Origin of the sequence: Tigheibacillus halophilus, assembly GCF_042683165.1 — a bacterium.
In the GTDB taxonomy this organism is placed as follows: Bacteria; Bacillota; Bacilli; order Bacillales; family Amphibacillaceae; genus Tigheibacillus; species Tigheibacillus halophilus.
On the sequence record NZ_JBHUIZ010000009.1, the window covers coordinates 59,348 to 65,834 of the forward strand.

Below are 6,487 nucleotides of genomic sequence, written 5' to 3' on the forward strand. Positions count from 1 at the left end.
ATAATCTGAAAAATATACTTGAAAAAACGGGAGCTTTAGTTTAATCAGAAAATTGACATCAACTTTGATATATGAATTGACACTGTTTTCCTATGTACAACATCTATTGTCTGATAAAAATTAAATGAACATTCGGATGTCAAAAAAACCCCATTTAACCATTAATAGTTGAAATAAAAACAAAACTGACATATGCCAATTCATACGCCAGTTGAAATGTCATTTAATTAATATGCATCTAATTAAATAATTCTAATTGTTGATTTTGATCCATAGAGGAATTAAATATGAATTTATCGAATTCCTCTAATGTAAAAACGTCAACTTCTTTTCTTAAGAGATTATACGCAAGCTTCTCATAATCTTTATCACGGTTTGTATTATTAATAATAACCTTTATTTCGTTATTAGTCTGTTTCTTAATATAAGACAAATCGTAAAGCAAACTTTTGATTTCATTGTAGAATTTATTTTTTGCTTTATAGTCAAAAGAAATGGCTTTAAAAAGAATCTTATTACCGTTTATTTCAATAGTGAAATCAATTGGGCTTTGATTAAAGTTATTTTTAATATCTGGATGACGATTAATTTTATTTTTTAAATAACTTGAACGTACCATTTTAGAAGCTAAACTTCTTACGCGATCTGGGGATATTCTTTCAGATTTTTTCTTATCATAATACAGATACATATCAATTAAATCATTAATATGACTTTGTAAAGATGAGTTATCACTGTTTAGCGCTCTAACTTCACTGAACTGAATTTGGTTAATAAAGTAGACTAATTCTTTTTTTAGAAAACCTTGATTATCTATCCCTTCGAGTTCAGAGGCGCGATTATTATTAAATTGGTAAGCTATAGATTCGAGTAATGCCTTTAATACATCTAGTTCGACTTCGTCGTCAAAACTTCTTATTCGAGATAAGTTTTTGGTTTTATAAAATTGAACAAATTTATTGTCTGGAACGTGAACCAGAATACCTACATTGATTGATTCTCCTCTTAGAATGTCTGGGATATAACTACATACTGCAAAATAAATAGGTTTATCCAATTAACTCGCCTCCTTTCCAATCAGGACATTGATCTTTTAATAAAAGTAATAATTCATCTGTGCTACTTATTCTATGCCAAAGAAACTCTTTTAATGCATCTCGATCTTTGACATTTAATTCCCATTCATCCGGTATTTGTTCGAAACACCAATTTATGTCACCAGCTGTAATTTCTGAAATTTTGTTTTGAATTTTATTAAAAGGACTATTTCCATTAACGTATTTTAATAATACCCTATAATTCTGTCCATGAAAATCTCTAACTAAACAAATAGGTTCTTTCTGAATCTTTGATAATTCATCTTTATCCCATAGCACACCTAATTTAAAAGGATGACTGTGATCTATAGCTAATATTTTCCTCTCTTTTAGATCTATTAATAAATTTCAAAGATTTTGAGTTCTATCATTGTTATAAATAATTTGGTCAAACATTATTATAGAAGGTATATCGTCTTGATTTTGAACAATATTAATTAATGGTGGCTGAACTGACGGCTGCGACTTTTTAATGAATTCACTACCAAAATGTATTCCGGGAGTAATATTGTTTCGCTGAAGTATTGGATCTGCATCGATTGCATTTTGGTCAATTTTTATAAGTGCCGCATCAGGTATTGGGACGTCCAAAAGCTTAGCTAGTTTATAACAGACAAATTCATTAATTAACACTTTCGGGCCGTCTACATTCCCAATGGTTTTTACAACATAAAAACCCCTCTCAGTTTGAAATAACAGAGGGTCAGTTTTTCCATTTTGCATTTCTTTTTCTAATTTCAATATATTATATGTTGGAATATTAAATTTGTTCAAATTAACACCTTCAATTTTTTCTTCGAATCTGGTTGTTGGTACGATTAATTAAGAAGGGTTTTGACTGACTAGCATCAATGACCCATGTTTTACCTATCTTTTTAGCTGATATTTTGCCCTTTGAGCATAAATTTTTGATATAGCCAGGAGATAGCCCCCATAATTTTGATGCTTCAGATACTCCTATAACGGACTTTAGAGGATTGGTCATTAGAGCCTCCAATTATGTAGTAATTTTTCCCTATTATACAGTGTGCGTTATCGCATGTAAATAATAAATTAGTGTTTCGTCCAAAAAATGTGAATCCTTTCTTTCTATTAATGACATGTTATCTGTTAGTGTACTTTATTAGCTATATACTAATAGGGTCATAACTTAAAGGTTTAGGCGCGAGTAACTTGCGAATTTCCTCTTGGCCGAATGCTTGATGATAAAAGACACCGCTCTCTTGATCCCACACTGTATCTTTGTTTGGAAAATGAAGAATAACATCACTATCCTTGTGAAAGGCAGTGTAAGTTTTATTCCATATCTTCCTATTATCACTTAGGATTCTTGATACTGTTGATTGTGAAACTGCTATCCCCGTGTGATTTAATAGTTTTGTTATAAGTGGACTTCCGATATCGGGTCCCTTCGCTAGGTATATTTCTTTTATTTTTCTTTTTAAATAGTTATTTCTTCTACTTTGATCACTTTTTATATCCTTATTTTTAATCCATTTATAATAGCCGCTGGTTGATACTTTAAGTAATTCACTCATCTTGCTAATAGGAAATTCTTCTCGATGTTCATGGATAAATTCAAATATGGATTCTGTGTTATTTTCCAGGTATCTGCTTTCCTTAAGAATTCGATTTTCTTCCTCAATGCTATGGATATATTTTTCTATCGAATTCTTTTTGCTACCACTAGGGAAAAATACATTTTTTTCGTACATTTTCACACCCACCTTTGTAAAGCATGGAGAGCCCGGGCAACTTCCGTGACTTTTTTATCTTCATCTAAAAATAGTTTGACTGCTGCTTTTGTTTTAAATAATTTACTGTAATGTTTCCCCAAGTTAATATTCCTTTCTTTCAAAAAACGTCAATTTTATTGTACACTTTTTTGACAAGTTTACTATATTAGACTTGGATTTAGTGGTTTTATCCCCGTAATTTAGTGTGTATTTTATGGCTGATAAGAAATCAATTTTTTGATCTAAATTAAATGGTAAGATGAATTTAGAGGAAATGGGTTTACGTGTTATAAGTGGAATCAAATTAATCTAATTTATAAGGAATGGATATAAGGGTGAAAAGGAAAAAAGGGTGATATTACAGATGATTACCCAAGGGGTTGAATAATAAATGGTAAATAATTACTTATTATTAGATAATAAAAGTATGTATACAAACCATATAAACAGACTGTTAAAAATAGATTGGATAAGTTGAAGGTGGAGAAGAAAGAGGTAAATAGCGATTGGAGATGGGGAAAAGATATTTAGAATAAGCCTCAATCCAAAAAATTGGATAAGACTTCATTGATTGGTAGTTAGATATAACACAAAAGATTGCCCCTCTATGGAATATAGAGGTTTTTTTATTTAGGCAGAAAAGGCCAAAAGGCGATAGTGTAGGCGAATGGAAAGTAAGTAGTACCAATAGGGAACAAATAAGGAGACAAATGCGTTGCAGTTGTCTTACAAATAAGGAGACGAGACGTACCATGAAGGTAGAAAAGCTAAAATATAAAATTAATAAGATCATTAATCAGACAAAATTAAAAGTTGCACATGATAAAAAGCAGGTGAAGGTCAACATAAATTATCATGTACTTAATGATTACGAAGGAAAAATATCCGAGATCCAATATAAAGAAACTGCAAAGAAATTAGATGCTTATATGGATCAGAAAATAGTAGAAAGTAGGCAGGATGGTGGTGTGCGTATATCAAAGTTGTCAGACGGGAGATACGCCTTTTACCAGACGAAAACACCTATTTTGCGTAAAATAAATGAGCATCCTGAACCACTAATCTCTGGTAAAGGATTATATCTTAATTACGATAATACTAGTGACAGTAAACAAATCAATGTCGGGATAGACTTGGTGAAACTAAGAAAAAGATCATCTAAAACGGAAATGATTCATTTTAGGGTTAATCGCGAAATGAAAAAGAAACTAGATGATATGTGCGCGAGGGAGGAAATCCGGGTAAGTGACTTTCTTCGGGAATTATTAAGACAAACAATTTAAGAGTTATATAACCTTTAAATAATTTTTATGTGTATTTATATCAATTTATATAAAATTCCTATGGAAAATCGGAAAGTAGAGGGTTGGATTATGGTACGGAAAAACAGTATAGATTTAAAAGAACTGACACGCCGAGTGACTAGAGCAGAAATACGCAGATTGCAGGATATCGCAAGAACCCACTTTTATGCTCATGATGTTAAAAGTATAATATTGGGTACAAAATCAATAAAGGAGTTTTATAAGACAATTGCACATCAACACAAACTAAGTGACATTCAAAGAGAAGCATTAAGTAAAGGGTTGACTAGGGCAATGTATATAGAATTAATAGCAAGTCTAGGCAAAAATAATGTACAGCAAACTACTACCAAGGAAAAAACCTTTTTCCGGATTGTACTGGAGAATGCAGATTATAATAATATTGCAAGGAAACGGCGAAAGGATAATCTGATCACACAACAGAAGGTGCAAGTTAAGGTAAGTGTACAAATGGATAGGGACCTGCGTGACGCAATAAGAGACTACTGTAATACAAATAGTATTACAATGAGCAGCATAGTGAGAGAACAGTTTAAAAAGGTTCTTGAGAAGGATTACTATGATATTGGGTAGGATGGATGGATATGTAATTGGATTAAGTAATATTCTGTTGCTTATCTAAAAAGTTTTATACAATGAGATCTACCTTTTAGAAAGAATCACTAATATCCACTATACATCCTGGTTTAAATGCAAATATTGCATAGCTATGGGATATGGACAACAAAACAATAATTATGTTATGGATGACGTTTGTGTCATCCATATTTATTTGAGAATTTATTAGGGGGAAAGTTTTGGTCTGATAAGTTAGTGATTAATAAGCAATAATTGATGGGTTATCATGTATTTGGGAGGAAACAATAATCCTTTTCTTTTTCCAGTTTCATTTGGATCGGATTATTGAACTGATTATAGATATGGTTTTTAATACAAAACTGCTGAAACTAAAGAAGAAAGAGTGAAAGAAAAGGGGGAAGTTTTTTGGGGATGGTTTTATTGCACTAGCCACTCGAAAAAAATTGTTAAATTTTTTGCTTTAGATAAGAAATAATCAATTGCCCTTCAAGTGAGGGGTTATACTTAAAAGGCAAAAAATTTTGGGAGGGTGTTTTGATGGCGTTAAATGTATTATTAACTTTTATTTGTTTTGCAATTTATTTTAATGTAATTGCAAGACCAATCAAAAATTTATTTATTAGGATAACATCTAAAGTTTCGGTAAGTTATTTTTTTAGGGGAAAGGAGGTTCCTGCAGGAGCAAGAGAGGCATTGGTGTCCATTCTAAGAGAAGATGATCTGAATGGAGTATTGTTTAATGCTCCTATTGGTTTATTTGTGACTGCATCGACATTCATTTGTTATTTTACATCGGTTAGTGTGCTGCTAATTGTGCTATTAACATTGTTGATTGTTATTTACATATTTATTGTAACAAGTATTTGCACAATCGTGGAGCATGTTGCTGCATCCCGTATCAAATAATTTTTTGGATTGAAAGATAGCACCACTTTTATAGCGTGATGTATTTTAATAATAGAATTAGGGTAAGTGGTCAAATCCTGCAATGATAGTATAAAGTCTTTGTTTCTCGGAGTGAAGTCTTTTTAATTTAAGAAAATATATTTAAAGTATACCGAAGTAGCGATACTTAGCATTCAAAAACTGTCAGCACCTATTATTTGCGTTTTAAAAGGGAAGATTTTTTGTTAACTGAAAGAAATTTATTATGGAAAGAAATTAATAATGAACTAAGGAAAAGGTTTGAAAAGAAATCAATTGAAGGGAATTATAATGGAGGTTGAAAGATATAGTTAAAGATGAGAACACAAAAGTGGATGTGATATACTATTAGGGTTTGTCAAATTAAGTGTGTAAGTCCCAACCTACTCCAGGTATTTTAAAACCCTATCTTTTAAATGATCGTGAACGAGAAACTGGTTCATGACCATTGCCCAGTTCTGTATATGGCCGCCTTCCCACTTGGATTCCAATTCCTGAATCCGCAGATATAAAATTTTCATAAGGGCATTCTCATCGGGGAATGCTCCTTTTTTGGTGACTTTTCTAAAGCTGGAATGAATACTCTCCACCGTGTTTGTTGTATACATGACTTTACGGATTGCACTGCCATAGTCAAATAGTTGTTCGACACGCTGAAAGTTTCTTGTCCAGACATCGATGGCACCCGGGTAGGCCGCCCACTGTTGTTTAAATGATTCAAACGCACTTAAACAAGCCTTAAGGCTTGGCGCGCTATACACCTTTTTTAGGGCTTTTGTGAATGTTTTGTAGTCCTTACTTGGCACATACTTAATGGAATTGCGTA

The 6,487-nt window shown here is 32.0% G+C and carries 8 protein-coding genes; 3 read left to right on the forward strand and 5 right to left on the reverse strand.

The features are described 5' to 3' along the window. Positions 1 to 238: 238 nt before the first annotated feature. From ACFSMW_RS10970 to ACFSMW_RS10985, 4 genes are all read right to left on the reverse strand, one after another. Positions 239 to 1,057 (reverse strand): DUF3037 domain-containing protein, encoded by an 819-nt coding sequence (locus tag ACFSMW_RS10970; protein ID WP_390355624.1) that lies wholly within the window; start codon positions 1,055 to 1,057, stop codon positions 239 to 241. Positions 1,058 to 1,445: 388 nt separating this feature from the next. After that, positions 1,446 to 1,871 (reverse strand): HipA family kinase, encoded by a 426-nt coding sequence (locus tag ACFSMW_RS10975; protein WP_390355626.1) that lies wholly within the window; start codon positions 1,869 to 1,871, stop codon positions 1,446 to 1,448. Between the two features lie 10 nt (positions 1,872 to 1,881). Further along, a complete protein-coding gene (locus tag ACFSMW_RS10980; protein ID WP_390355628.1) occupies positions 1,882 to 2,082 on the reverse strand; it encodes a helix-turn-helix domain-containing protein in 201 nt (66 codons plus the stop codon). Positions 2,083 to 2,224: 142 nt separating this feature from the next. Then, positions 2,225 to 2,812 carry a hypothetical protein gene (locus ACFSMW_RS10985; RefSeq protein ID WP_390355629.1) on the reverse strand — a complete coding sequence of 196 codons (588 nt, stop codon included), beginning with the start codon at positions 2,810 to 2,812 and terminating at the stop codon, positions 2,225 to 2,227. Positions 2,813 to 3,585: 773 nt separating this feature from the next. Here ACFSMW_RS10985 and ACFSMW_RS10990 point away from each other — a divergent pair. From ACFSMW_RS10990 to ACFSMW_RS11000, 3 genes are all read left to right on the forward strand, one after another. Next, a complete protein-coding gene (locus ACFSMW_RS10990; RefSeq protein WP_390355630.1) occupies positions 3,586 to 4,116 on the forward strand; it encodes a hypothetical protein in 531 nt (176 codons plus the stop codon). Between the two features lie 90 nt (positions 4,117 to 4,206). Further along, positions 4,207 to 4,731 carry a hypothetical protein gene (locus tag ACFSMW_RS10995; RefSeq protein WP_390355631.1) on the forward strand — a complete coding sequence of 175 codons (525 nt, stop codon included), beginning with the start codon at positions 4,207 to 4,209 and terminating at the stop codon, positions 4,729 to 4,731. Between the two features lie 543 nt (positions 4,732 to 5,274). Further along, positions 5,275 to 5,643 (forward strand): hypothetical protein, encoded by a 369-nt coding sequence (locus ACFSMW_RS11000; RefSeq protein ID WP_390355633.1) that lies wholly within the window; start codon positions 5,275 to 5,277, stop codon positions 5,641 to 5,643. 401 nt (positions 5,644 to 6,044) lie between these two features. On the opposite strand, the gene ACFSMW_RS11005 is transcribed toward ACFSMW_RS11000, so the two are convergent. Then, the coding region (locus tag ACFSMW_RS11005; RefSeq protein WP_390355634.1) for a transposase at positions 6,045 to 6,487 on the reverse strand (443 nt) is incomplete at its 5' end.